The sequence below is a fragment of the Paenibacillus sp. PsM32 genome (assembly GCF_030433815.1).
Lineage (GTDB): Bacteria > Bacillota > Bacilli > Paenibacillales > Paenibacillaceae > Saccharibacillus > Saccharibacillus kyungheensis.
The window spans coordinates 101,212-126,738 of record NZ_JARUWY010000003.1 but is presented as its reverse complement, the minus strand read 5'-3'; the positions used below and the strand labels follow the sequence as shown (position 1 = coordinate 126,738).

Genomic DNA, 25,527 nt, shown 5'->3' with positions numbered 1-25,527 from the left:
CTTGAGCTCTACTCTATACTAACCTAAGCCTAAAATAGAGCCTAGTCTTAGGTTCATTCCTCCTAGTTGCATCCACTGCTATACTTCTTATTGAAATGCATCTATTCTTTAAAGGAGTGAAGTAGTTTGGAATCTTATATAATTAATGATAGAGCAATGAACAAGCAAGACCCGAACATCGTACAGAAATCGAGAAAAGGATTAGTTGTTTTTTTCGCGTGGCTTGTTCCTCTCACCTTTCTTAGTTATATACTTGCACTCCATGTATCACCTATATTTGGACTTCTGCTTATGTGGTCACCAGGATTATCATCTGTCTTAACTCGTCTCTTGTTGCGTGAAGGGTTTGCAGATATTTCATTTCGATTTCGAGGGAACTTGGCTTTCAAATCGATACCGTTTGTACTACTTTTCCCAGTGATTATTGGACTGCTCGCTTACGGTTTTGCATGGATAACAGGCTTGGCTGACTTCGTACATACTGACAACTCATATATATGGTCACTCGTGATAAGCATTGTCTATCAGATGTTTGTAGGCACATTGATCGGTATCCTCAGCAGTGCTAGTGAAGAGTTGGGATGGAGAGGATATATGCTCAGCCGATTAATCACAGCAGGCGTGCCTAAGCCCATTTTGACAAGTGGGCTGATTTGGGGTGTTTGGCATTTTCCCGCTATTCTGTTAGGCAGTTATTACTCGGGTCCTTCATTAATACTATCTATCATCTTGTTTATGATTGCAATTAGCTCCTTTAATTTTATCATCAGCCAACTTCGTTTAAGCACATGAAGCATCTGGCCAGCTATCCTGCTTCATGCCTCGTGGAACGCTGTGATTCAAGATTCATTTGATACAGCTACTAAAGGTGAAAATGCTTATCTATGGACAGGTGAATCGGGCATATTGGTTACACTTATAATGGTTATGGCTGTCTGGATATTTTCCAAAAAATCAGGTTTTATGTATCGTGCTCATTAAAATTAATTCAAAATATAGCATGGCTTATATAGTAATATACTAAATAAATATAATTATATCGCAACATAAAAGAGTTGTTCTAAAAAAGAACAACTCTCAAATTTCTATTTATTCAACTTGACCCCAATATAAATTTTATTCTTCATCTACAACACTACAATCTGCTAATACTTTTGGGTTAAAACGCATACTATCTAACTCTGTAATCGGTCTAATTACTTTACAAGGAACGCCTGCTGCAAAAGAATGTGCTGGAATGTCTTGAGTAACCACACTACCTGCTCCAATAACACATCCGTCTCCAATCTTCACCCCACCGCATACTGTTACATTCGCAGATAGCCATACATCATTTCCTATTTCTACAGGTTTGGCATAGCATAAAGTATTGGGTACACCATGCTGATCTAGCATCTGGCGACGTTCTGAAGCGATAAAAGGATGAACAGGTGTAACAATCGTAACATTAGGTCCAAAATTAGTATGATTTCCAATTGTGACTTTGGCATCATCTTGAACGGTAAGATTATAATTAGCAAAAAAGTGATCGCCGATTTCAGTATGAAGACCATAATGGAAAAAGATAGGCCCTTGCAAGAAACATCGTTCTCCTCTACTTCCGATTAGTTCGCTTAACAATGCTTCACGATCTTCTACTTCATCTTCATAGGTTTGGCTATACTTTTGGCTGAGTTTGTGAGCATTTAATTTAATTTTTTTCAGATCAGGATGACCTGGATTGAATAATAATCCATCAAAAATACGTTGTTCTTCACTCATATCATATCCCCTTTTGAAAGTATTCACATCTTGCTACAGAGAAAACTTATTTATCTATAAACTTGGTATTGGACAGATTACGATCAATTGAATCCATATGACTCATAATCATTTCAGCAGCCTTCTGATAACCACCTGCTTGTCGTAAAGATTCACCAATGATACAAGCCTGCTCTTTATAAGATGGATTGGTTAAGACTTCTAATAATGCCGCTCTCATATCAATTGCGCTGAGATGATGTTTATTTAAAGTCATACCTGCTCCCAACTCTTGTACACGATTAGCGACAAGAGACTGATTCGATTTTACTTTTATAATCACTACATAGGATTTATTTAATTGTATGCGTTAGTACAATTATTATATTTGAATATTTATTCTTTATTTTAATTCGTCTATTGATTCTAGCAAATTACTGATCATTTTTTCGATGACCGTGATCTCTTTCCTAGATTCTAATAAAAATTGATCGCGATTTAACATGTCTGCCAATTCCTTAGTTTGTTTATTATCATAGTTTTCAAATAAATGTGAAGGTGTAATATGTAATACTAGAAATTTTTGTAAAGTATCTAAAGAGATATTACGCTCTCCACGCTCAATTTTGTACCTTTCAATGGATATTACTATTATTCCATCCTGCTCCACATCCAATTCAACATAGCTATCACCGTATGATTTGGGTAATACTCGTTAGACTTTGGTGAAGCTTGATATTCAATTATTGTGTTCATGATATGAAAAGACCTCTTGTGAGTTCAAAACATGTACAAGAGGTCTCCCAAAAACTTGATTTAACAATTAGCTTATATCACGCAGTATTCAGACTTTGATTTTGCGACCTTTCCAACTCACGGAACGGAAAACATTCACCCTGATAAAGGAATATACATAGATGCCTATAAAAAACGCAAACCATATCGGGTAAACAAGAAAAATCGCTTTTTTGAAGTCCCCGACTCTGCTGGCAAACCATCCTGTCTGAATGACATACAAGACATATAGTATCCCGCTCAACAGGATGGTAGCAGGATTCCATGCTATCAGGGAAGAAACTAGAGCGGATGCAGCAATGAAACTGCCGGATATCCATAAGATGACCATGAACATAACAACCGGATGCGTCGATTTGGAACCGACGGCAAAACTTTTACACCAGCCCTCGATCAGACTGCCAATGCCTTCGGGATACATGCGCAGAGATATAATACCTTTCCCCCCCAGGCAGCGTACAGGAAGATTTTGTTCAACAAACGCCTCTCCTAGTGCCAGATCATCCATGATAGCTCCTTCGATTTTTTTATGCCCTCCAGACAAAAAATAATCATCGCGATTGCATAAAATACACGGACCGAACGAACCGGCTGTTTTAAAACGCGAACCCCAAATGGTAAACAAATTCATTCCTGTTACAACGATAATGTTAAAAATAACAGAAAGATGTTCATACAAGCGCTCTACCGTATGAAAAGGCTGCAATGCTGTAATACCTCTGGCTCCCTTTTCCTGATAAAACTGCAACAGATTGTTTAGCCCCTCTGTGCTTTCGAATTTCGTATCCGCGTCCAAAAATAATAACCAGCTTCCTTTAGCTTGTTCGGCGCCGTGCCAGCAGGCTGAGGATTTCCCTACTCCTTCGTTCTGCAACACCTTTGCACCGAAACTTTCCGCTACAACAACGGTCTTGTCCGATGAATCGTCATCCACAACCAGAATTTCGAATGAGGTAAACCGCTGTTCCTGTAGCGACCGCAGCAAAGGCACGATCCTGCTTTCTTCATTTCTAGCAGGAATAATAATAGACAGAAACGGTAGATTGATTGCCCCCCTGGAGGAGGCACGGGGCACAGGCAGCGACCAGAACATGAGGAAGCCGACTATTACTGTCCCGAATCCAATCGCCAGTTTGATAATGTCCAAAGCCGTTATAACATTCGCCCCCTTTCTTTATTTTACCGAATAATCAAACAGATTGCCTGTATCATCTTGGATCAATTCTTGGGCGGCAATTTTGGCAGATAGAAGTACGATTGGAACGCCAGCGCCGGGATGTGTACTGCTTCCAGTAAAGTACAAATTTTCGCAATTGCTCGCTTTGCTTTGCGGACGGTAGTGGTTGCTTTGTTTTAAAATAGGCTGCAAACCAAACGAAGCACCATTATACGCATTGAACTTGGAACTGAAATCCAGTGGTGTGATATGCGTTTCGGTCACAATCTCATTATCCACATTTTCAAAACCACGAATCTTTTTCAATTCATTTAAGATGTAACTGCGATAATAAGCAACCGTCTCTTCGTCCCACTCATAGTTGGATTCGGCTGCATTTGATACAGGCATCAGAATATACAATCCATCTGTTCCTTCAGGAGCCATGGAAGGATCTGCTTTTGAAGCGATATATACGTAAAAAGAAGCATTCGTCAGTTTTTTTCCATCAAAAATATCATTGAGATTCTGGTCCAGATCCTCATTGAAAATAAAATTATGCACATGGTCAGTTTCTTCATACTTGCGGTTCATACCAAGGTACAGCAAAAAGCAGGAGCAAGAATATTTCATGCTGTCGACTTTCTCATCGGTATACTGTCCTTTAGCAGACTTGTCTTGTACCAGATGTTTGATTGCATAAGGAAAGTCTGCGTTGCAAACGACATAATCCGAAGAAATATTTTGTCCGTCCACGACAATCCCTTCCGCTTTTTGATTTTGAATAGATATCTGCTGTACATCTTGGCCGTAATGAATAATTCCTCCAAGCTCTTTGAAGAGTCTTTCCATCGACAAAGCCATCGTATACATCCCGCCCTTAATAAACCATACTCCATATAAAAATTGAAGCATCGGAATCATTGTATAAAAAGAAGGGCTAGTCAGAGGTGAAATGCCAATATATAACGTTTGAAAGCTGATCATCTGTCTCAGCCTTTTGTTCTTGATATACCGACCGACAAATTTATCCGCGGTATCGTAAGGTTTTAATTTTATTGCCTTTTTCAACATTGGGAGGTTATAAAAGTCACTCCTTTTACGGAAAGGTCTAGGAAGAATATAATTTTTAGCAATAATAAATTTTTGATAAATCTCATGTAGATACCGAAAAAAGCCTGCTGTATCTTCTTCACTAATCGCTTCGATCGTTTTGGTCAGCTTGGTCATATCGGAGGAAATGTCAAAAGGCTCATCAGGAATATCACTAAAATAAGCCCGATAAATCGGATCTAGTTTTTCCATGGGAATATAATCGTCCGGGTCACGGCCGCACACTTCGAATAGTTCCCGATAGATTTCTGGCATCATCACGATACTAGGTCCCAAATCGAATTTGTATCCTCCGTCCAGTTCGATCCGGTTCATTTTACCACCGGGTGTCAAACCTTTTTCGTAGATTTCTACTTGGTAGCCAGCAGCCTGAAGCCTGATGGCAGAGGCAAGACCCGCCACCCCACTTCCGATGACTATTACCTTTTTACTCATACAAAATCCTCATTTCCGCATCCTGTTTTCTTTGTTGCGATACTGGTTGTTTACAGAATCCTCTTTCTCAACTTCTTCAAAGCTTTCATGTTTCGTTCCGAATAAGGCGGGAATTTGCCCGAAAAGCGTAGATAATGATACGTTCGAACGCTCGTTTTTTCATAGCTAAAAGCCAGAAACCCGGCTTTGCCATGATAAGCGCCGTATCCGCTTTGGCCAACTCCACCAAACGCAATATGGGGACTCGCCGCATGATGAATTACTTGATTGACACTGATCGTCGAGGAACGCATGTATTCGTTAAACTGCTCAATTCGATGTTTATCGGTGCTGAATATGTATCCGGTAAGCGCATCACGCTGCAGACTGCCACTGGATAATAATGAATTCAAATCGGTATAGGGAATGACCGGAAGAACCGGGCCAAAAATTTCTTCTTCCAGGACTGCACTTCCCGGCTCAATATCTGTCAACACAGTTGGAGCGATAAACCGGTCGGCTTGATCATACACACCGCCATACTGAACTGTGCCCTGTTCGATAAAATCTATCACTTTTTGAAAATGGGCTTCGGTACAGATTCGACCATAATCTCTGCTTGTCTGAGGCTGCTCCCCATAGAAATCAGAAAGCACCGTAGAAATTTCAGCCAGCGTCTTTTCGTAAACGGAGCGCTGAACAAAAAGGGTATCTGGCGCAATACAAGTTTGGCCAGCATTGATGAATTTTCCCCACACAATGTCCTTAACAGCGGCTGCCGAAAAGCCCGTTTCGTCAAGGATACACGGGTTTTTCCCACCGAGTTCCAGAATTACCGGCGTAAGCTGCTTGGCTGCCTGATCCGCCACTCGCTTACCAGTTTGCCCGCTGCCTGTAAAAAAAATCAAATCAAACGGTGCTGCAGTAAGCAGGCTAGCGGTTTGCGAATCTCCTGTTACCACGTGCAGTTGTTCAAGCGGAAATGCCTGATTGATGATTTCTTTTAGTAGCTCGGCTACTGCCGGCGCATATTCGGACGGCTTGATAATACAAGAGTTCCCTCCGGCGATAGCTCCGATCACAGGCATTAGGGTAAGTTGGACCGGATAATTCCATGAACCGATAACCAGTACGCTTCCGTACGGATGTCTCTTTTTTCGTAGTGATTCGATATAGCCTAATTTCAAGTACCGGGAACCTCGGGTACGATTCCATTTACTGATATGCTTGCAGACGTAATCGATCTCGTTCAACAGAACGGCAATCTCCGATGAAAAAGATTCAAATGCCGGTTTACCCAAATCGGAATAAAGCGCATCTGTTAATTCTTTTTCGCGTTCCACAAGAATATTTTTCAGCTTTAAAAGCTGTTTTTTACGCATCTCATTTGAAGGGCTGCCTTGACGTAGTAATTCTTCACGCTGCTTTTCAGGCAAGGTCTTCAGAAAATGATTTTCATTGTCCGGCATGCGAAACATCCCTCTGCACAATTTTTTTGCTGACCAGCTGGCCGCTTAACGTAACCATCGGCATTCCGCCGCCCGGGTTTACCGTTCCGCCTACAAAATAGAGATTGTTATAGCGTTCGCTTTGTTTGGCATGCTTAAATCCTTTATTTTTTTTACGATTGGATACCGTTCCGTAAATAGCACCGCGGTCAGAGCCATACGTCTTTCTGATATCTTCTGGTGTCCACATATCTCTGGTCACGATATTGGCTCGCAAATCATCTAAGCCCATTTTTTCCAATTTGATCAGAACTCGCTCGGCAAATTGCTCATAGTCCTGCTGAGTGAATGGTTTCTGATCCCGTATGTAAGGAATGTGGGGCAATACTTTGATATTTTCATGTCCTTCAGGAGCCTGTGATGGATCGGTTTTATTAACATTAACCAAATAAATAACCGGATCCTCCGGCAGGGTATGTTCATGGAAAATAGATTGCATTTGCTGCTTCATATTTTCCGCGAAAAAGAAATTATGATGGCGAAGCTGAGGGTAGCTTTTTTTCACGCCTAAATGCAAAACAAGACCAGAACTGGCCGGTTCGAATTTTTTCTTTAATTTGCCTACAAAGCGGCTGTCTTCGTCCAGTAAACGTTCGTAAACCGGGATAACCTCCATATTAGAAACGTAATAATCCGCAGTCAGCTTTGTTCCGTCTTCCAAAAAAGCTCCCGTGATTTCTTTGTTGTTTTTTTCGAGCTTAACGATGGGTGTCCCGAGATGGAAATGAACTCCCACTTCTTCAGCCAGCTTTACCAAACCGTTTGCCAGTTTATTCAATCCACCGGGTACATACCATAATCCCTGATCATGTTGCATGTAAATCATCATATTCAAAACAGCCGGTGCGTCGTAAGGCGAAGAACCTACGTATTTGATAAAGTAGGACAGCATATCACGCAATTGTTTATTGCTGATCCGCTTGTCGATTGCTCCATGAACAGTAGAAAACAAATCGAAATTTTTTAACGCACCAAACAGACTCGTATGCTTCATAATTTCTCTTGTGCTATCTACACCATGTTTAAAATAGGTTTTGTCCGTCATATTGTAGATCCTTTTGGAATATTCAAGCAGATCCTTATACTCGCGCATGTCTTTTTCGCTCAAAGAATCATTTTTCTCCTGCATGTCCTGTAGATTTTCATATAAGTCGATTATATTTCCGTCAGGGAAAAAGGAACGCCATTGATGATTCAGCTTTTCAATCTGCACATAGTCTTTCATTGATTTGCCGCTGGCAGCAAACAAATTCTCAAAAACTTGAGGCATTGTCAGAATAGACGGGCCCAAATCAAAACCGAATCCGTCCTGGTCCAGTCGGTTCAACTTTCCTCCGATGTGATCGTTTTTTTCATATAAAGATACCTCATATCCTGCCTGTGCCAGCGAAATTGCAGCTGACAGTCCTCCAAGTCCGCCTCCGATAACCACTACGTTTTTGTTTGTCATGTTCACTTGTCTTGTTTCTCCTTCCATCAATCAAGAATGGTGTTCATTGTTGCGCCAAGCCAGCATATGCCTTACTTTATTCTGCATAACGCTCATTCGCTGTTTCTCTGATTTTACGTGCAATCATTTCCCAGGCTTCCTCCGCTTTTTCTTTTGGACCCAGGTGGGTAAAAGCGTGCTTGCAGTCTTTGAATACTTTTTCCTCAATATGTACCCCAGCTTCCTTTAATTTCTCTGCATAACATTCCGCTTCCGGCCTGAAAGCATCATGTTCTGCGATGAGAATAAGGGCAGGTGCCAAATGTTTGCTTATGACAGCGCGAACAGGAGAAGCAAGAGGATGCTCTGCTTGACCTTTTTCCGGGACGTAGCACATGTTCAAAAAGTGAGCAACTTGGGGATATCGTGCCCGCCATTTGTCCGTTTCCGGCTTGTTGGCGTGCGGAGTCGCAAAATCCAGCATCGGGCATGACAGCACTTGAAGTAGCGGTTGCTTTTCCTTTTTTTCCTCCAAATAGAGACAGAGCGCGGCAGCCAGATTAGCTCCCGAACTTTGTCCGCCGACCATCATTTTTTCCGTGTCAATATTCAAATCGTCGGCTCTGCTCTGGATCCAGCGAAATACTTCATAGACTTGTTCGAGTGGGTTGGGAAAAGGATACTCCGGCGCTTTTGCGTACTCCACATTCGCAATGATGCATGCTGTCCGGTTAGCCAGGTAACGACAGTACGGATCGTCCATCTCCTTGTCGTGCATGATGAACGCTCCCCCGTGAAAATTAATATACAATGGGAGTTTTTTCAGTTTGGATTCTGAGGGATAGTAGAAGGAAATATCCGTGAGTTTTACAGATGTCTCTACTTTCATCTCTTTTTTTTCCTTCACTGGTTCGAAGGGGAGCATGGGCGTCTTTTTCGCCTGATTGGGGAAAAGACGAATTAACCTTGCAGCCATATGGGTGAACATTAGGATAACCTCGCTTTTTTACCATTTAAACTGGAAATGAATCGTTTCTAACATTAGTTCTCTAATGCTATTACCCTTTTTTCCTTTAAATGTACTAACTTTTAAAAAAAAGCGTCAAATACTGATTAATCAGCGTTTGACGTGACAATTTTGTGAAGAATATCTTATATTATATTGCGCATATCTAGAGTTACAGCATCATTCGGTTACGTATTCTACCATCTCTATTTACATAATAGTCGCCCGGCTCTGAAGTCCAATTGCTTTAACCACTAGTAGCCCCCTCTTATTCCAGATAAATGAAGCTGTCCAAACTATTTTAGAAGAAAAATCAGATGTCCCCTTAGTTATGATCGCCTTCAACTTATTATCATATAGAAATTTCAGGGAAATTTATTTTCGCATAAAAAAGGACCTTAAGATGGATGTCTATCTCAAAGTCCTGATTCTAATGAATGCTATGGAAATGATCACGCCGCTATGATTTACGAAAAAATTTCCAACCCTAACAAAACATATACCGTCTATCGCAACTCTACTTATATTCTGACATTAAGCCAAAACAACAGATCGTTTTCGAAGACACCGCACATTTTCTTAACACATTAGATTAGAACATGTACTTCACAAACTCTAAGCTTTACGAAGCACATATCTCTCACTCAGCTTGGACAGCATATCCTTCGTCATCGCCTTCAAGTCATAGCGAGCATGAAATCCCCATTCTCTTGCAGCTGCCGTCGCATCAATAGAATGTGGCCAACTATCTGCGATCGCTTGTCTCTTCGGGTCCACATCATAATCAAGGACGAAGCCAGGAATCTCCTCTCGAATCGATGCAGCGATTGCTTCTGGGTCAACACTCATTGCGGTGACGTTAAATGAGTTCCGATGTACTAACCGATCTGAGTCTGCTTCCATTAAATCAATGATAGCGTCCAGAGCATCTGGCATATACATCATGTCCATATTCGAGTCTTTCGCAATATAGGATGTATATCTTCCAGCCGTTATGGCTGCATAATATATTTCTACTGCATAATCGGTTGTTCCTCCACCAGGAGGTGTCATATAAGAAATTAAACCGGGGAAGCGTAGTCCTCTTGTATCTAGCCCATATTTATGAAAATAATAATCACAAAGCAGTTCACCTGATACCTTATTCACACCGTACATCGTATTTGGTCTCTGGATGGTATCCTGCGGGGTATTATCTCTTGGAGTGGAAGGACCAAAAGCTCCGATTGAGCTAGGTGTGAAGAATTGGCAGCCGAGCTCTCTAGATACCTCAAGTGCATTCATCAATCCGCCCATATTCAGATTCCAAGCAAGCAGAGGCTTCTCTTCTGCGGTTGCTGACAGCAATGCAGCCAAATGGATGACAGTATCAACTTCATATCGCTTGGCGATTTCGAACATTGCCTTATCATTCGTCACATCCAGCAGCTCGAATGGTCCAGAGCGAGTAATTTCGTGGGCGGATGACTTAAGGTCTGTAGCAATGACGTGATCTGTGCCATATAACTCGCGTAACTTCATCACCAACTCTGAACCGATCTGACCGAGTGCTCCCGTTACCAATATCTTTTTCATCAGACATTCCTCCTGAAGTAGACTCCCGTGAATGCGTTTAGATTAATTTCATTTCCTTACCAACTTTCTCATAGACAGAGATCACCTGATCCAGCATCTCCTTCGTATGGGCAGCGGTAGGCATATTGCGTATTCTGCCAGTTCCTTTAGGTACCGTTGGGAATACAATGGCCTTGGCATAGACACCTTCTTCATAGAGATGTTTGCTGAACTGCTGGGTGGTCAATTCATCGCCAATGATACAAGGAGTGATCGGTGTTTCGCTTTGACCTACATCATATCCAAGCTGACTCAAGCCTCGCTTCAATTCCTTGCTGTTCGCCCATAACTTCTCGATCAGTTCTGTATCATTCATCAAAATATCGATGGATGCGCTACAAGCAGCGATTGCAGCCGGTGGTAGTGAAGTTGAGAACAAGAATGGACGACTTCTCAGCTTCAACCATTCGATCAGTTGTTTCTTACCAGCGACATAACCGCCAACAACACCGATCGCTTTGGACAACGTACCGATTTGAAAATCAATACGGTCGGATAATCCAAAATGCTTAACGGTTCCTGCACCTGCTCCTAGAACCCCCGAACCATGGGCATCATCCACATACGTAATCAGATCGAATTGTTCAGCTATATTGACAATGTCAGGTAGCTTAGCTATATCGCCATCCATCGAGAACACGCCATCAGTGATGACCATGATTTTATGATATTGTCCTGATTCTGTAGCTTCTTTCGCCTTTTGCCTTAGATCATCCATATCTGAATGCTTATATCGAATCACCTTTGCTCTCGATAAGCGGCAGCCATCAATGATCGAAGCATGATTCAACTCATCTGATAGAATCGCATCATGCTGATCCATTACCGCAGATATCGCAGCCATATTGCAGTTAAATCCCGATTGATACACGATAACAGCTTCTGTCTTTTTGAAATGCGCAAGCTTATCTTCAAGTTCAATATGCAGATCCATCGTACCATTTATGGTTCGCACAGCTCCTGCACCAGCACCGTATGTCTGCACCGCCTTCACTGAAGCATCAATTAGGCGCTGATCGGTTGCGAGTCCTAAATAGTTATTGGAAGACAAATTTATTAGAGACTTTCCATCAATCTGAATAACAGGCCCATTAGCACCCTGTAGCGTGTCAATAACGTTATATAGACCGTTCGTCTTTAGATCCTCGATACTCATAGTCAAAAATTGTTGTAATACTTGACTAGACATTTCATTCCCTCCTCATTAAACATATGTCCTCATACAGGAGACATTAAACCTTTAAGTAAACGCTTACAACATAGGCATTATAATGATTTCAATGTATCATCTTTTTTGTCATTTGTACACACATGAAGGACATATTGTATAAAAACCTACTCTATTTACTTTCATTGACTATGTTTTTACTAATATGAATACCTTATCTATACTCTCAATAAAAAAGACACTCTCTCCATCGATTCGGAGAAAATGTCTTTTGATGATCTTTACTTATAGAATGTCTAAATCATGCTAATTCATTACTTACAATCATGCAACATGATTGATCGAAGAAAGGATCCGATATTAATCTACATAAAAGTAGTTACTTCACCAGACTTACATTATCTGCTCCCCAATACGCCTGAAGACGGGTTATTTTTCCTGAGGAATCAAACTGTGCGACGTCGATCGTTTCGATAACGACTTCTTTTCCTTCTACCAAAATGTGTGTATTGATCATCATTGCAGCCGAATTAGCGAAAGATGTACGAATTGGAGCTAACAGGTCTACTTTTTTCACGTTAACGATGCCTTCTCGGATAAAGCTTTCAAGGTTTTCTTTGCCTACTATAGGATTCGTGCCTACAGGATCTTCACCGATGATCTCATTTGCTAGTAGATCAATAACAGCATCTGCATTTTGTTCATTGAAATATTTCAAATAATTTTTTAATGTGTTCTTCATGTACTCGTCAGAAAGTAAAGTCGTTCCCTCACCTTTAGTACTTTTGCTTTGGATAATGCTTTGTAAAAGTTGTTGCACCGGATGTGTCTCTGTCTTTTCTTCTAATCCTTCTTTGGGCAAAAGGATTGGTTTGTATATTTCTCGTTTTAAATTTACAATGACTTGCTTTTCTACATTACCTTTAGCAAAAAGTTCTGTAATTCTTTCGATAAATTGTTCTCTTAATTGAATTGCTACTTGTTTGTCTGCTTGATCCAGAGCAAGGACAAGTTCTTCTTTTGTTAATTCTGTGCAATAGGCTGGAGTGCCGGGCTGATGTCTCCAAGAATCGCTTAAATTCCCACTATCCACCGTATCAAATCCAAGTTCACTCACCATCTTCTCGATAGTTTGCTTTTGCTCCTGGTTGTCTCCGGCAATAGCCATAGCGATACGGTATGAAGTCCCTTCCGGTTTGCCTTCTTTGTCTAATGTTTCAGTCAATAGGTTGTTAAATGCTTTAATCACTGGGCGACCTAACTGATTTGACACCCATACACTTTCTACCATGCCATTTTCGATTTCTTCTATTCGCTGATCTCTGATTGTTGGAGCATAATTTGACGTATCCACCACAATCACATGTTCTTCAACTTGCTGTATGATACTACGAATATCAGATAATGCAGGCAAAGGAATAGATGTAATTAATATATCAATATTTTTGATTACTTCTTCTATGGTAACAATCTCCCCTACAAGTTCCTTTCCTTCCAGTCGATCAATGCCGCGAGCATCTGCAATTTTAACCTCATGTCCGTTATGAACTAACTTTCGTGAAAGAGTGGACCCAATATTGCCTGCACCTATAATTCCAAATCTCATTTGTATTCCTCCTGGATTGTAATGTTTTTAAAGTAATGATCCGCCATTCACTTGCCTATCTCATTTCGGCAAATTTAATGAACAATCACACCATAATAGATACAAAAATAAATCCCGGCATAACGAGCGACTTTTGCCTATATTTATCGAATAAATATCCGATTGGTAGAGAAAAAATATCGTTGAACGTACCGCTTTACTTGCCTTTATTATCTTATTGAAGTATGTTACTTTAAACAAGTACGATTATTTTTAGAACATACTATCAAATTTAATACTAATGTGATCTGACTGGCTTTTTAGAAGCTTATTATTGAACTAGGGGGAACAAATATGGAGCATACTCATAAATATTCATCTGATTGTGGGATGAACGAAGAGCAAAAATTGAGCAGTGGAAGTTCATCCGAGTGTGGACTGAACAAGGTACAAAAATTAGTCGGCGGTAAATGGAAATTATCTCTATTGTGGTACATGTCCGAAAATAAAAGAAGATTTGGAGAAATCCGACGGGCTTATCCAGATCTTACACAGTCGATGCTTACAAAGCAGTTACGAGAATTAGAAACCGATGGGCTACTGCACCGGGAAGTTTACCGAGAAGTTCCACCGAAAGTTGAATATTGGCTAACCGATCTCGGTAAGAGATTCCTACCGATCCTGAATAGCATGTATGAATGGGGAGAATCCAATTTAAAATAAATATCACGTTTGATATTTGATACTTGAAGAAAAATGACTGCCCTATGTAAAAGTCACTTTCGTTCAGATCGTTCGCCCCTTTTATTGATAACTCAAAAAAACCGGCTTGCTATAGAAGTCGGTTTCTTTAATATATATTCTGAACTAATTGAAATAAGTATAAACTATTTGGGTCAATAGAATGTAAAAATGCTTTGAATTGACTCTTTGTTCACTATATCGTATTATTCTAATATAACGATATAAGGAGGGTTCATGTGGACACTATCGCTTTTGATGTAAAAGATTTAAAACAATTTGATGAACCTGCTAATCTGTTGAAAGCTTTATCGCATCCTATTCGCTTATGTATCGTGCGTGGACTTATACGCAAACGTAAATGTAACGTTTCATATATGCAAGAATGTCTGGATATTCCACAATCGACGATTTCACAACATCTACAGAAGCTTCGTAGTACAGGGATTGTTACCACTGAACGTAGTGGGCTAGAAGTTAACTATCTTCTCGCTGACCCTCGGATCGAACCGATCGTCCATATTTTGTTTGGAGAGGAAGATTGCGAATCATGAATCAACAACGTCAAAAAGTATTGATTGTCGGTGGTGTGGCTGGAGGTGCATCGGCTGCGGCACGTTTACGCCGACTGGATGAACATGCTGAGATTATTATGTTTGAAAAAGGGCCTCATATTTCTTTTGCTAACTGTGGATTACCTTACTATATTGGGGGTTCTATTACCGACCGTGAACGCTTGCTTGTTCAAACGCCAAAAGGCATGGCGGATCGCTTTCAAATTGACGTGCGTACACAAAGCGAAGTTATAGCTATTCATCCGGATACTCGTACGATCCAGATCCAACATCCTGAACGTGGTCTATATGAAGAAAGTTATGATAAGTTGATCTTATCTCCAGGTGCTCGTCCTTTTATTCCCGACTTGCCTGGCAATGATCATCCACTTATCTTTACTGTACGTAATGTGACTGATATCGAACGTATCAAAGAACGTGTCACTTCTCAACATACCCGATCAGCCATTGTTGTAGGTGGAGGATTTATCGGTGTAGAAATGGCAGAAAATCTACGCGAAGCCGGTCTGGACGTAACCCTCATAGAAAGTAATCCTCAGCTACTAGCTCCATTCGATCCTGAACTGGCGACAGCACTCGCACAAGAGATGGAGCAACATGGCGTGAGGCTGATGTTCAAGCAACGTGTGATCGGCTTTCATTCCTACGAACAAGGTATCGGTGTTGAACTTGAAAATGGTAGCCCACTATCTGCTGATCTGGTCATTCTTGCGATCGGAGTAAGACCTGACACTTCCTTCTTGCAAAGTAGTGGCATTGCTCTTGGATCACACGGACATATTGTTGTCAATGAATCGCTCGAAACTAATTTACCAGATATCTATGCTGTTGGAGATGCTATTGAGGTGAAAGATTATATTCATGGAAGCCAGACAACGATTCCGCTAGCAGGTCCTGCTAACAAACAAGGTAGGATTGTTGCTGACCGTATCGCTGGATTGAACTCTAGTTATAAAGGAACGATAGGTACGTCTGTGATTAAAGTATTCGATCTCACCGGTGCTTCTACAGGAAGTAGTGAGAAGAAGCTCAAACGTCTAGGTATAGACTACCAGAGTGTGATTGTTCATCCTTCCTCTCATGCCTCTTACTATCCCGGTGCCAGTGCTATTACACTCAAGTTGCTATTTACACCAACAGGTAAAATTTTAGGTGCTCAAGCTGTTGGTTATGAGGGTGTAGATAAGCGAATTGATGATATTGCTACAGCTATTCATTTTGGTGGCTCTATTCATGATCTGGCAGAACTTGAACTTAGCTATGCACCACCGTATTCTTCTGCCAAAGATCCTGTGAATATGGCTGGATATGCAGCGGAGAATATAGTATCTGGACGTGTGCAGGTCTTTACGTATGATGAGCTAGCAGAACGTGACTCTGAGCAATCTATTTTGCTCGATGTGCGTAGTGAACTGGAGCATCACAATGGACATATCACTGGATCACTGTCTATTCCAGTGGACGAACTTCGTCAGCGGTTGAGCGAACTGGATCGTTCCAAAGAAATTTGGGTGTATTGCCAGGTTGGATTACGTGGCTATACCGCTTCTCAAATTTTGCGTCAGCATGGTTTTGAGACTAAAAACTTAAGCGGCGGTTACAAAACATACCGTATGGCTCAATTTCAGACCAGCTCTTTTTCTTCCGAAGAACCAAACGGCAATAACAATGGACAACCTGATCTTTTACCAACCCTTACTGTAGTAGAAAATGGATCGCATATTACCGAACATCCAACTGCTCAACCGTTGCATATAGATGTTGAACTGGATGTACGTGGATTAAGTTGTCCCGGCCCTCTTATACAGGTTAAGAAAACAATGGATCAACTACCCGATGGACAGACTTTACATGTGCAAGCGTCTGACCCTGGCTTTTACGAAGATATCAAAGCATGGACAGCAATGTCTAAGTCTACTCTTCTCCAATTAGAGCGTGGTAACGGTGGAGTAATTGAAGCTATCATTGGCAAAACAATAGCAGAGCAGAACTCAGAGCTTTCGCCTTCCATTTCTACAGAAGCCGATCCTGCTAGTACAATGGTTGTTTTTAGTGGTGATCTGGATAAAGCAATTGCTTCCTTAATTATTGCTAACGGTGCTGCTGCCAGTGGTCGCAAAGTTACTATGTTCTTTACGTTCTGGGGATTAACGATTATTCGCAAACAGTCTCCTCAGCCAATCTCCAAAACAATGATTGGTCGTATGTTTGATATGATGCTCCCTCGTACTAGCCATAAGTTACGCTTATCCCAAATGAATATGTTTGGCGCGGGTCCCAAAATGATTCGTGGTCTTATGAAACATCATAATGTTCCATCTTTAGAAGAACTTATACAGAGTGCCGTCGATCAAGGTGTAGAAATGGTAGCTTGCCAGATGTCGATGGATCTGATGAATATTCACCGCGACGAATTGATGGATCATGTTAAAAGTGTAGGCGTCGGTTATTATTTAGGACAGGCTTCTCAAGCAAATCATAATCTTTTTGTCTAATTCAAAATGACTGATAATCCACGTAAAAAGGAGTGCCTATAAAAAGGCACTCCTTTTGTATTTGATCAGACTTCGATATCAAGAGTAGAAATCTTAATGATTCATTGCATAGATTTTTATTCGGAAGACATCTGCAACGCTTCTTTCTCATACGATTGAAAAGCATTTTCCAAACCCATGATCACATCTTTGATCTTCATATATCCTTTTGTATATGTCTCGGAGTCACGAATTTCTTCCCACATATAATGGTACTGTTTGAGATCTTCTGTCTCACAGACTACAAAATCAGTATAATCTTTGCCCGGCAAAGCTTCAGCATCAAAAAAACGTACTGTAATCGATGAACGATACTTATTTATAATTTGCTGTAATACTTCTGCATGCTCTCTGCGTTGTTCTCGTGGTAACGCTAACCAGGAAGGATAGAACTCTAGTAAGACAATCATCATTTGTCGCATATGTCTTTCACCTCATCTAAGTAATGGTTGCTATATGTCTAGTGTAAAGGACATAATCTACAACTGCATTAACATAGGTTAATGATTTTCATGCAAAATGCGGCTCAGGGATACAGGTGAGATACCGAGGTAAGAAGCAATATGATATTGAGGTATCCTTTGTTCAAGCCCTGGATATTTGAGTAGAAAAGCGTGATAACGCTCCAAAGCAGATAAATATAACAATTCTCGTTCCCTTTCTTCTTTACGGATATACAGTCGTTCTAGAGCTGTGCGAACAAATCGTTCCCATCCATGACTTTGATCCATAAGCATTTGCAACGTAGAATAAGGAATCTCGATAACGGTAGAATCTTCGATCGCCTGAATAGTGTATTTTGAAGTTAATCCGGTAATCATAGCTCCGTACGAGGTAGCAAAATCATTTTCTAATGTAAAAGCGACATTATACTCTCGTCCATCTGCTAAAGTATAATACAAGCGAAATAACCCTTGTGTACAGAAATAAGCATGATTCACATGATCTTCAGCTTCAATAATAGTCGCTCCATGTGCAATAGACTTTACTGTTGTTGCATGTACAAACCATTTCCACTCTATAGGTGTTATAGAAGCTTGATAAGCCATAGACTGAAGTGTCTGATAATGATGCTCCATGATGATTGCCTCTCTCCTATTCAATATTGACCTTTTGTGCTAAAGCTATCATACATGTAGTTGAGTATAGTTTCTCTCTTTCGCATCGTTTTGTATACATTTATATGTAATAAAATGATTATGTACAGCAAGAAGATTTTACTTCCTCTGGATAAATACAAAAAAAGTCGATCATTATAGACCGACTTTTGGATTACTATCTGCTTGGATAGCAAGTATTTCATTGTTTAATTTGCTTGAGATTTTGGAGGATTTACGTGTTATCTTTCATCTGTTTCACATTTTCATTTAATTGATCTAATACTTTTTTGAGCATATTGAACTCGGTATCACTAATATTATTCAACAGCCCTTTGGCAAATTGTTCTTTTTCTTTTTGCGAATTCTCAATAACTTCTTTACCGTAGTCTGTCAATTGCACTAAAATCATACGGTTATCTCCGTCTTTTCTTCTTCGCAATACAATGTTGTTATCTTCAAGCTGTTTGAGATGTCTAGCGACAGCCGCTTTATCAATGGTCACTTTTTTTTGTAGATCACTTTGACTAATTTCTGTTTCTTGATATATTAAAGCAAGTATTTCAAAGCGAGATTGGCTGATACTAATATAAGCATCAAATGTCGTATTTATCGCATTGTTTACACGATACATTTGGTATAACAACGCACTCTCTTCTGACCAATCTTTCTTCAAAACCATCCCATCTTTCGTAATCATATTTTGTTACTATAGGTGTACAGCGTATTAGACAATATACAACTTTAATCCTTTTTTTACAAGCAAGTCTGTTCCTTGACCTCGATAATAAACACATTCATATAACTCTCAAAATGGCATAACACATCATAATAGATGACTATCCTATGTAGTGAAACAAATCAGTAGTTCTTCTACGTGCCAGACTACTCTATATAGATAAAACCCTCTTTCTATAGACAAGAAAGAGGGCTGGTCACAATTATCATACATATAAAATAGATAACGATTTATTGATATACAGACAGAGTACCGTCGTAATTGATCACCTGTCCATTGTGATTCTGATCATCCAGTATATAAGCTACAATAATTTCAGCAGCTTGCGCAGTAGTTTTTACAAAGTCGCCTGTCATATTTCCATTGAGATCAGTAGAGACAGCTCCTGGCATAACTGCAAAAATTTCAACCGGTATATTTTCTTTTTCAAAGCTCATTCCCCATGACTTGGTCATAACGTTCAAAGGAGCTTTTGCAGTCTGATAAGCAAAAGCATTAAAAAATGATAGTGGTTCAATCGGTATGCTGATATTTTGAATTATGCCTTTATTCGCAATCAATAGCGGTAACAATCCTTTGGAAAGAGCGAAGGGGCCAATAAAGTCTACTTGGTGAGTGGCTACTAACTCTTCTACATCAAATTCCCAGCCTAATTTATGCATATCTCCAGGGATACCCGCATTATTTACCAATAGACTTAAATCAGTATAGTTTTGCTTGATATGATTGACCGCTTGATCAATACTTTGTAGATTAGCTACGTCGATTAATAGTAACTCTGCATGACCAAATGCTTTAAGTGTATTTACGGCTACTTCTCCACGTTCTTGATCACGTGCTCCTACTAATACATGATATCCTGCTTGCAATAGATGCTTGGCAATTTCAAATCCAATACCTTTATTTGCTCCTGTCACTAATGCTGTTTTTGTCATGGGTATTCTCCTTAGATTAGCTTTTATTTTCATCAAAAGTAATAACGTTGATAAATCAACTGTTGACATATCAACATTTTAAAATATATTTTCTTTTCATGCAAGTTATTTGTAGAACTATTATTTGTATAGGCTAATTGCTTGTTTATCAACGGTACTTTCTGACCTAGCATATGATTATACTATCGTTATTATTTTATAAGTTTTAAAAAGAATATTTTTACAATTTAGGTATATTAATGAAAAAGAAAATATTATATAATTTAGGTGTATTCTCCGCATATATATGTATTAAGCGCTAAAGGAGGAATGTATTACATACTAACAGCATCTATCGGGAAAAGATTAGCTGTTTATTGAGGTGTTACATGATTCTGTTTTGGCTGTATCCCTATTACACTTATACAGGAGGTTTATAATGAAAAAATTATCTTTTTTATTATTATCTGCTACTTTATTCGCTTCGATTCTTCCGGTGACTTCTGCTTCAGCATCCGATAGTGACCTATACAATAGCACTTCTACTCCTCCCTCCACAGGAACCACATCTTCTGTGCAATCTTCTACATCGCAAGCATCTGTTAATTATCACAGTATCCGTTTTTCGATTGATTTTATGGATACGATTATGGCAGGCGATAGTGAACCGCGTGGACAATTTTATCGGGCTGTTGAAGATGCGATTGGAGCACCGGTGATTTTTTATGATTTCTGGAGCGACTATATCGTCATCAAAGTAATGGATAAGCAGTTATCTCCAGAAGAAGCTGAAGTCGTCAAAAACAAACTTAATAGCTTAAAATGGATCAATGAAACATACGGTATTCCTTTAGATCAGGATATTATCACTGATATTCACTGGTTTGATCGCTGGTCTTAAAGTATTCTTTATTTGCAAAACACCTCCAATGCGAAAGCAGATCAATTGCTGTTCTTCCGCGTTGGAGGTGTTTTTTTATCTATAATTATTTAAAATTTTGCTAGTATAAGTTATGATTTTCCGACATTAATGATCTTTTTGATCCATGATGGTTCACTTGTTGCCGCTCGAACCAAAGAGTCTGCACAGTCTACAAATGATAGAGGATGAAGTGGCTCAATCCGGGCTAAAGGCCCTGCTGTATATTGGACAGAGTCAGCGGTATGACTAAGCACAGAAGGACGTACAATCACCCAATCCAAGTTACTCGCGATCACTGCCTGCTCAGCGATTGCTTTATCTTTGATCGCTTTGGAGAAAATAAATCGCATCGTACGTACAGCAACCCGATTAAAAGCAGACAATTCGTTTCCATCACTCAAATTAATACCGCTCTGCATCACCACACGCCCAACTCCTGCTTGCTGACAAGCTGATAAAATATTGGGTATCCCTTCTGACATCACAGTTCCCGGTGAGAAATTGGCTGCAATAACATTCAAAGCTCCTTTTGACATGATATGACCTGATGAAAATGTTTTGGTTGGTCCTATACAACTGATAACCACATCTGTACCTATCATAGCTTTAATCATAGTGGATGTATCCAATACGTCTCCCTGATAAATATGCAGTTGCTTAGTCGATGTATAAACTTGAGGTCGACGAGATACAGCATGAACTTCATGATCTAATTGAAGTAAACGTTCTACTACTTTCTTACCTGTGGCTCCTGTAGCTCCAATAACAGTAACTTTCATTTTTCTCTTTCCTCCCTGGATCATTTCATACATATATTCATATTTAAAAATGCACATTAGTGTATTAAGAAACAACTATGTATAATACTAAATACAAATACAGCATTTACAATGATTAAAACAACAGATTTTGTGCAGTAGTTCACGTTCTTCTTCAAACTGTGCATTATTTGGAAGAAAGCAGGTCATAATAACATGTCGCAAATAGATCGAAGAGTACGGAAATCACAAAAAGCGATCAAATTGGCTATTATTGATCTCATGATCGAGAAACAGTTTGATCAGATTACGATCCAAGATATCGCTGATCAAGCAGATGTTAGCCGAAGAACGATTTACCTTCACTATACAGACAAGTTTGATTTGCTAGATAAGCTTATTCAAGAGCATATTGAAGAAATGAGAGACATTTGCAATTCACAAGACACGAATGATAGTTATGTAGAATCTGGATTGTTGTGGTTCGAATATTTTGAAAGTCAGTATTCATTTTTCTCTGCAATGCTAGCCAGTAAAGGAAGTTCTTTTTTTCGTACACGATTTCTAGCATTTTTTCTTCAAGAGTTAGAACAAGGAATACTGGATCAAAAGAAACAACCACTAACTGAAGAAGATTATGTAGATATTCAGTTTTTAGGAGCAGCGATTTTAGGAATAGTCGAATGGTGGATCAAGCATGAGAAACCTCACCCTCCTGCTTTTATGGCTAAGCGATTAGGATTATTGCTTGAACGTCATCTTGAGGTAGATGTATATGATCGTCCCAGTTTATAAAAAGTTTATATTTAATTTAAGTTCTGTATAGAAATACTTTGCTTTTGTTTATATGTAATTTAACTCCTTCCTCTAAGATCAATCTATAAATCAATCTGTACACACAGGTGATGAAGATCAGGAGGAACGATAGATGAAGAAATACCCTGCATATCTTGCTCTGTTAGCAGGAATGGTAGCTTTAAGCCAGACTACAAATAATCCCGTATTCGCCGCTCCAACCCATCTGTCTGCAACTCAGATGAATCCCTCGACTAGCGCTTCTTTAACAGCGCTCCCTTCAATCTCGCTCCAATCTGGAGTCAGTGTGAAATTAACCGATATTCAATTAGCTAGTAAAAACACAGGCAATATTCTGACATACACCCTTACTTATACCAACACCACTTCCAGTCCATACAAATTAATGAATAGCTTTTCAAGAGTAAGTACAATACGAACTTCTCCGATCAAAGGAGTACCTGTTCCTGATAACAAAGATCAGATGACGATTTCCCCGAAGTCTACTCAAGCGATTACGTACTATGTAGATATGAAAAAAGAAAATAAACTAGCTAATAGCAAAATTGCGATGTTTGGTTGGGATTTTAATGCCTCTAATTATGAGAAAAAGTTAGGTACATTTACCGTTCCTGCGAATTACTCACCTGCTATCGCTCAAGGCAAAAGCAAAAAAGTGACGATTGGTACAACCACCCTCATGCTCAAACCTCAGCAGTTACAAATGATCCGTTTTAATAATAAATTATATGCTCGTCTAGCTATACAAGTAAGCAATCTAAGTACTGAAGTGTTAGAGGCTCCTAATTACCATACTTACTTACAGTCTGCTACCGGTTCTACTTTTGAATTACAACTAGATCATGCTAGTCGTGATTTCTCTATTTCACCCGGAGATACTCAAAGTATAAAGTATATTGCTGCTATCCCATCTTCTCTAAATACTACAAATATGACTTTACAAATTACAAGCAATACTGTTGCAACAGATAGCAAAACAGATAGTTCTACAGCAAGTAGTGTTACTAATTTGGAATTACCAGTAGTAGCATTCAAATTACCTAAAGTGAGTCCGTCTAGTCTTACTGTTCCTGTAGCATCTTCTCGAAAAATCGCTGTAGATGGAACAATGATTGAGACTCAATTAAAAACAGCAACAATCTCTACCAGTGGAGATAAAGCTGTATGGACGATGCAATTTAGAATAAAAAATATCGGTAATCAAACAGTAGTATTACCTACTTATGAAACATCTATCAAAACATCAGAAGGGTATTCATTCCCGATCACTACCAAAGCATTCACTAATCTAGCACTCAAGCCATTGCAGGAAAAGCAAATTCAATTATCTGCTGAAATTCCAGCTCAATTGAAACAGCAACAACTTCAACTGCAATTGTTAGAATCATCAGCAACGACTCCAAGTAATACAACGACAAATACGCAAGTAGCAGACAATACACAAGCGAAAAGTACGATTATTTTACCCACAGCTTTTTATATGATTCCGTACAGCCAAGAACAAAATCAATCGGCGCAAACAGAGTATACATTTGATAATAATTACGGCAACTTTGGTGTGACTCTTGAAAGCTTTCAACGTATGCCATGGACTGCTGAAGATATCGTAGTTGCCAAAATTCGTCTGCGTAATGCCGGGACTTCTTCTGTTAACTTGCCTCTACTTGGCGGATGGATCAAAGCGCAAAATAATCGCATCAGTAGCCCGGTACAGATTGTAGCGGAACAGACAGATACGTCACTGGATGCCGGTCAAAGTCGTGTCTACTATGTGGTCAGTCATTTTGATGCAGATGCAGATTTATCTCAACTCAAAATCGAACTATATCCTAATGTAGATACTGCAAATACCGATTCAACCAGTCCAGCTACCAATACGACAACTTCTACTGGTAATACACTGGATCAAGATAATCCGTTCTTATCGCTACAAGTAGGTCAGATCAATTCTACTGTTGCCAAAATCGCCCCAGGATCTTCTTTCCATATTCAGACGATAGGCAAAAAAGCAGAAATCAAAGAACGTCGTACGATTACCTATGAAGGTGCAAGTCAAAAAATTGCATATACTGAACTTGAAATGAAGAGTGAAGAAAAACGAACTTCTACACCTGCTCGTCTTATCGCTTATTACAAAACACCAAATAATGAATATTATGAAGCTACTGTTAATCAATCGGACAAAACAGTCGGCCCTGATGGTAAAAACTTAATTACTGTCTGGAGCAAACTCCCTGCGTCAATCAATACCTCCGGACTAACACTTTATATCGGTGAAGCGATTAACGATGGCAAAATGTCTACAGCGACGACTACACCTACAGGTTATATTAATGCCGTTGAACTAGGACTCAATAAACAGACGCCGCCTGTAGTTGCTAGTGTAAGTAGCGATATGGAGCTATTCCCGTACCGATTTGCGATTACAAGTGCTACAGGTTCATTGTCAGAAGGTCAAGAAAGTATTGCTCTGAATATGACTTATAACTTTAGCAAAGACAACACTTATAATATGGGCACGTATGGACATAATCTGGTCATTCAATGGGTAGATCCATCCGGTCAAGTCCAAGAAAAAACTATGGTTCCGGGTACTGACTTAACACTCGGCAAGTCGATTCCGTATTCAACCACTTTAAATAGTAATGTGTACAAAACGATGAAAGGTGGTCGTTTCTTAATCAATGTGTACGATGAATTTGAAGGCGAACGAATCCTTCTTGGTACACAGAGCTACAGAATTGATTACACCGCTAATATCGTCAATACACCATCTACAACATCACCTGTAGATACACCTACAACGAATCCGGGCACACCTCCGACAACCAATCAACCGGACAAACCAGATTCAACTGATCGCAATAACAAAAATAGCACAACAGATCTATCTGCTAACTAAC

At 39.6% G+C, this 25,527-nt stretch carries 23 protein-coding genes and 2 pseudogenes; 8 read left to right on the top strand and 17 right to left on the bottom strand.

Going from position 1 to position 25,527, the window contains the following annotated elements; all coding sequences use genetic code 11:
* Window positions 1-126: 126 nt before the first annotated feature.
* Window positions 127-792, top strand: coding sequence for a CPBP family glutamic-type intramembrane protease (locus tag QCD85_RS08420; RefSeq protein WP_301262287.1), 666 nt, complete (start codon window positions 127-129; stop codon window positions 790-792).
* A gap of 42 nt (window positions 793-834) precedes the next feature.
* Window positions 835-981, top strand: coding sequence for a hypothetical protein (locus tag QCD85_RS08415; RefSeq protein WP_301262286.1), 147 nt, complete (start codon window positions 835-837; stop codon window positions 979-981).
* A gap of 135 nt (window positions 982-1,116) precedes the next feature.
* Here the strand turns inward: QCD85_RS08415 and QCD85_RS08410 are convergent, their stop codons facing one another.
* The 12 genes and pseudogenes from QCD85_RS08410 to QCD85_RS08360 form a co-directional block, all read right to left on the bottom strand.
* On the bottom strand, window positions 1,117-1,761 hold the full coding sequence (locus tag QCD85_RS08410; protein WP_301262285.1) for a sugar O-acetyltransferase: 645 nt from the start codon (window positions 1,759-1,761) through the stop codon (window positions 1,117-1,119).
* Window positions 1,762-1,807: 46 nt separating this feature from the next.
* On the bottom strand, window positions 1,808-2,083 hold the full coding sequence (locus QCD85_RS08405) for a hypothetical protein (protein ID WP_301262284.1): 276 nt from the start codon (window positions 2,081-2,083) through the stop codon (window positions 1,808-1,810).
* 60 nt (window positions 2,084-2,143) lie between these two features.
* A complete protein-coding gene (locus QCD85_RS08400) occupies window positions 2,144-2,410 on the bottom strand; it encodes a hypothetical protein (protein WP_301262283.1) in 267 nt (88 codons plus the stop codon).
* A 174-nt stretch (window positions 2,411-2,584) separates the two neighbouring features.
* Entirely contained in the window at window positions 2,585-3,682 is a 1,098-nt protein-coding gene (locus QCD85_RS08395) for a glycosyltransferase (protein ID WP_301262282.1), read from the bottom strand.
* 27 nt (window positions 3,683-3,709) lie between these two features.
* Window positions 3,710-5,239, bottom strand: coding sequence for a phytoene desaturase family protein (locus tag QCD85_RS08390; protein WP_301262281.1), 1,530 nt, complete (start codon window positions 5,237-5,239; stop codon window positions 3,710-3,712).
* Window positions 5,240-5,289: 50 nt separating this feature from the next.
* Window positions 5,290-6,687 carry an aldehyde dehydrogenase family protein gene (locus QCD85_RS08385; RefSeq protein WP_301262280.1) on the bottom strand — a complete coding sequence of 466 codons (1,398 nt, stop codon included), beginning with the start codon at window positions 6,685-6,687 and terminating at the stop codon, window positions 5,290-5,292.
* Entirely contained in the window at window positions 6,674-8,176 is a 1,503-nt protein-coding gene (locus tag QCD85_RS08380) for a phytoene desaturase family protein (RefSeq protein ID WP_301262490.1), read from the bottom strand. Before QCD85_RS08380 ends, QCD85_RS08385 begins: the two co-directional genes overlap by 14 nt.
* A gap of 76 nt (window positions 8,177-8,252) precedes the next feature.
* Window positions 8,253-9,143: an alpha/beta hydrolase gene (locus QCD85_RS08375; protein WP_301262279.1), complete on the bottom strand. Its 891-nt coding sequence runs from the start codon at window positions 9,141-9,143 to the stop codon at window positions 8,253-8,255.
* 633 nt (window positions 9,144-9,776) lie between these two features.
* Window positions 9,777-10,736: an L-threonine 3-dehydrogenase gene (locus QCD85_RS08370; RefSeq protein ID WP_301262278.1), complete on the bottom strand. Its 960-nt coding sequence runs from the start codon at window positions 10,734-10,736 to the stop codon at window positions 9,777-9,779.
* Between the two features lie 37 nt (window positions 10,737-10,773).
* Window positions 10,774-11,964: a glycine C-acetyltransferase gene (locus QCD85_RS08365; protein ID WP_301262277.1), complete on the bottom strand. Its 1,191-nt coding sequence runs from the start codon at window positions 11,962-11,964 to the stop codon at window positions 10,774-10,776.
* 358 nt (window positions 11,965-12,322) lie between these two features.
* Window positions 12,323-12,655, bottom strand: a pseudogene (locus tag QCD85_RS23925) (nuclear transport factor 2 family protein); the annotation flags it as partial.
* Window positions 12,656-12,817: 162 nt separating this feature from the next.
* A pseudogene (locus tag QCD85_RS08360) lies at window positions 12,818-13,549 on the bottom strand (NADPH-dependent F420 reductase); the annotation flags it as partial.
* Window positions 13,550-13,882: 333 nt separating this feature from the next.
* On the opposite strand from QCD85_RS08360, the gene QCD85_RS08355 reads away from it, so the two are divergent.
* From QCD85_RS08355 to QCD85_RS08345, 3 genes are all read left to right on the top strand, one after another.
* A complete protein-coding gene (locus QCD85_RS08355; RefSeq protein WP_301262276.1) occupies window positions 13,883-14,251 on the top strand; it encodes a winged helix-turn-helix transcriptional regulator in 369 nt (122 codons plus the stop codon).
* 257 nt (window positions 14,252-14,508) lie between these two features.
* Window positions 14,509-14,823 carry an ArsR/SmtB family transcription factor gene (locus QCD85_RS08350; protein ID WP_301262275.1) on the top strand — a complete coding sequence of 105 codons (315 nt, stop codon included), beginning with the start codon at window positions 14,509-14,511 and terminating at the stop codon, window positions 14,821-14,823.
* Window positions 14,820-17,339 carry an FAD-dependent oxidoreductase gene (locus QCD85_RS08345; protein ID WP_301262274.1) on the top strand — a complete coding sequence of 840 codons (2,520 nt, stop codon included), beginning with the start codon at window positions 14,820-14,822 and terminating at the stop codon, window positions 17,337-17,339. The genes QCD85_RS08350 and QCD85_RS08345 overlap by 4 nt, the downstream gene beginning before the upstream one ends.
* Before the next feature lie 116 nt (window positions 17,340-17,455).
* Here QCD85_RS08345 and QCD85_RS08340 read toward each other — a convergent pair whose 3' ends face one another.
* The 4 genes from QCD85_RS08340 to QCD85_RS08325 all read right to left on the bottom strand — a co-directional run bounded on the left by QCD85_RS08340 (window position 17,456) and on the right by QCD85_RS08325 (window position 20,149).
* Window positions 17,456-17,800 (bottom strand): darcynin family protein, encoded by a 345-nt coding sequence (locus QCD85_RS08340; protein ID WP_301262273.1) that lies wholly within the window; start codon window positions 17,798-17,800, stop codon window positions 17,456-17,458.
* 78 nt (window positions 17,801-17,878) lie between these two features.
* Entirely contained in the window at window positions 17,879-18,457 is a 579-nt protein-coding gene (locus QCD85_RS08335; protein WP_301262272.1) for a Crp/Fnr family transcriptional regulator, read from the bottom strand.
* Window positions 18,458-18,710: 253 nt separating this feature from the next.
* Window positions 18,711-19,157: a MarR family winged helix-turn-helix transcriptional regulator gene (locus QCD85_RS08330; protein ID WP_373462042.1), complete on the bottom strand. Its 447-nt coding sequence runs from the start codon at window positions 19,155-19,157 to the stop codon at window positions 18,711-18,713.
* A 287-nt stretch (window positions 19,158-19,444) separates the two neighbouring features.
* Window positions 19,445-20,149 (bottom strand): SDR family NAD(P)-dependent oxidoreductase, encoded by a 705-nt coding sequence (locus QCD85_RS08325; RefSeq protein ID WP_301262271.1) that lies wholly within the window; start codon window positions 20,147-20,149, stop codon window positions 19,445-19,447.
* Window positions 20,150-20,567: 418 nt separating this feature from the next.
* Here QCD85_RS08325 and QCD85_RS08320 point away from each other — a divergent pair, with 418 nt between their 5' ends.
* A complete protein-coding gene (locus QCD85_RS08320; RefSeq protein ID WP_301262270.1) occupies window positions 20,568-21,029 on the top strand; it encodes a hypothetical protein in 462 nt (153 codons plus the stop codon).
* 110 nt (window positions 21,030-21,139) lie between these two features.
* Here the strand turns inward: QCD85_RS08320 and QCD85_RS08315 are convergent, their stop codons facing one another.
* Window positions 21,140-21,829, bottom strand: coding sequence for an NAD(P)-dependent oxidoreductase (locus tag QCD85_RS08315; RefSeq protein WP_301262269.1), 690 nt, complete (start codon window positions 21,827-21,829; stop codon window positions 21,140-21,142).
* A gap of 195 nt (window positions 21,830-22,024) precedes the next feature.
* Here QCD85_RS08315 and QCD85_RS08310 point away from each other — a divergent pair, with 195 nt between their 5' ends.
* Both QCD85_RS08310 and QCD85_RS08305 read left to right on the top strand, forming a co-directional pair.
* Entirely contained in the window at window positions 22,025-22,603 is a 579-nt protein-coding gene (locus QCD85_RS08310; protein ID WP_301262268.1) for a TetR/AcrR family transcriptional regulator, read from the top strand.
* Window positions 22,604-22,736: 133 nt separating this feature from the next.
* Window positions 22,737-25,526 (top strand): hypothetical protein, encoded by a 2,790-nt coding sequence (locus QCD85_RS08305; protein ID WP_301262267.1) that lies wholly within the window; start codon window positions 22,737-22,739, stop codon window positions 25,524-25,526.
* Window position 25,527 lies beyond the last annotated feature (1 nt).

Coding starts and splice junctions, on each gene's coding strand:
- QCD85_RS08385 (WP_301262280.1), bottom strand. CDS start 6,687: ATGCCGGACAATGAAAATCATTTTCTGAAGACCTTGCCTGAAAAGCAG.
- QCD85_RS08320 (WP_301262270.1), top strand. CDS start 20,568: ATGAAAAAATTATCTTTTTTATTATTATCTGCTACTTTATTCGCTTCG.
- QCD85_RS08355 (WP_301262276.1), top strand. CDS start 13,883: ATGGAGCATACTCATAAATATTCATCTGATTGTGGGATGAACGAAGAG.
- QCD85_RS08380 (WP_301262490.1), bottom strand. CDS start 8,176: ATGACAAACAAAAACGTAGTGGTTATCGGAGGCGGACTTGGAGGACTG.
- QCD85_RS08335 (WP_301262272.1), bottom strand. CDS start 18,457: ATGGAGCATCATTATCAGACACTTCAGTCTATGGCTTATCAAGCTTCT.
- QCD85_RS08305 (WP_301262267.1), top strand. CDS start 22,737: ATGAAGAAATACCCTGCATATCTTGCTCTGTTAGCAGGAATGGTAGCT.
- QCD85_RS08375 (WP_301262279.1), bottom strand. CDS start 9,143: ATGTTCACCCATATGGCTGCAAGGTTAATTCGTCTTTTCCCCAATCAG.
- QCD85_RS08310 (WP_301262268.1), top strand. CDS start 22,025: ATGTCGCAAATAGATCGAAGAGTACGGAAATCACAAAAAGCGATCAAA.
- QCD85_RS08365 (WP_301262277.1), bottom strand. CDS start 11,964: ATGTCTAGTCAAGTATTACAACAATTTTTGACTATGAGTATCGAGGAT.
- QCD85_RS08370 (WP_301262278.1), bottom strand. CDS start 10,736: ATGAAAAAGATATTGGTAACGGGAGCACTCGGTCAGATCGGTTCAGAG.
- QCD85_RS08345 (WP_301262274.1), top strand. CDS start 14,820: ATGAATCAACAACGTCAAAAAGTATTGATTGTCGGTGGTGTGGCTGGA.
- QCD85_RS08340 (WP_301262273.1), bottom strand. CDS start 17,800: ATGCGACAAATGATGATTGTCTTACTAGAGTTCTATCCTTCCTGGTTA.
- QCD85_RS08315 (WP_301262269.1), bottom strand. CDS start 21,829: ATGAAAGTTACTGTTATTGGAGCTACAGGAGCCACAGGTAAGAAAGTA.
- QCD85_RS08330 (WP_373462042.1), bottom strand. CDS start 19,157: ATGGTTTTGAAGAAAGATTGGTCAGAAGAGAGTGCGTTGTTATACCAA.
- QCD85_RS08410 (WP_301262285.1), bottom strand. CDS start 1,761: ATGAGTGAAGAACAACGTATTTTTGATGGATTATTATTCAATCCAGGT.
- QCD85_RS08325 (WP_301262271.1), bottom strand. CDS start 20,149: ATGACAAAAACAGCATTAGTGACAGGAGCAAATAAAGGTATTGGATTT.
- QCD85_RS08390 (WP_301262281.1), bottom strand. CDS start 5,239: ATGAGTAAAAAGGTAATAGTCATCGGAAGTGGGGTGGCGGGTCTTGCC.